The organism is Alcanivorax sp. HI0083, from assembly GCF_001635175.1.
On record NZ_LWFX01000692.1, the window covers coordinates 1 to 346 of the forward strand.

Here is a 346-nt window from a genome sequence, read left to right on the forward strand (position 1 = left end):
TGTCCGAAGGCATGGACCTGATCGTGGATGCAGAGCAACTGCTCAGCCAGTGGGCCCAACACCCCGCGCACACCGATGAACTGGTACGTCTGCGCGACGAACTGGAGCTGCTGTCCAACAGCGCCACCACCGCCGGTCTCAGCGAAATTCATGACCTGGCCGCGGCCCTGGCAGGCTGCTACAGCGCGGTGGAAAACGGCCGGCTGCCGTACAGCGAACGTCTTTTTGCCCTGGCCGGCGAAGGTCAGGACGCGCTGATGAACATGATGGACTGCCTGGCTGCTGGCCAGACCGTACGCCCGGAACTGGGACTGGTGGATGCCCTGCGCGAGCTGGCCGAAAGCGA

Annotated in this window: 1 protein-coding gene; it reads left to right on the forward strand. The window is 64.5% G+C overall.

Annotated features, from left to right (window positions below):
- Positions 1–346 (forward strand): hypothetical protein (locus A3754_RS27455; protein WP_197468529.1); only part of this gene is annotated, 346 nt, incomplete at both ends.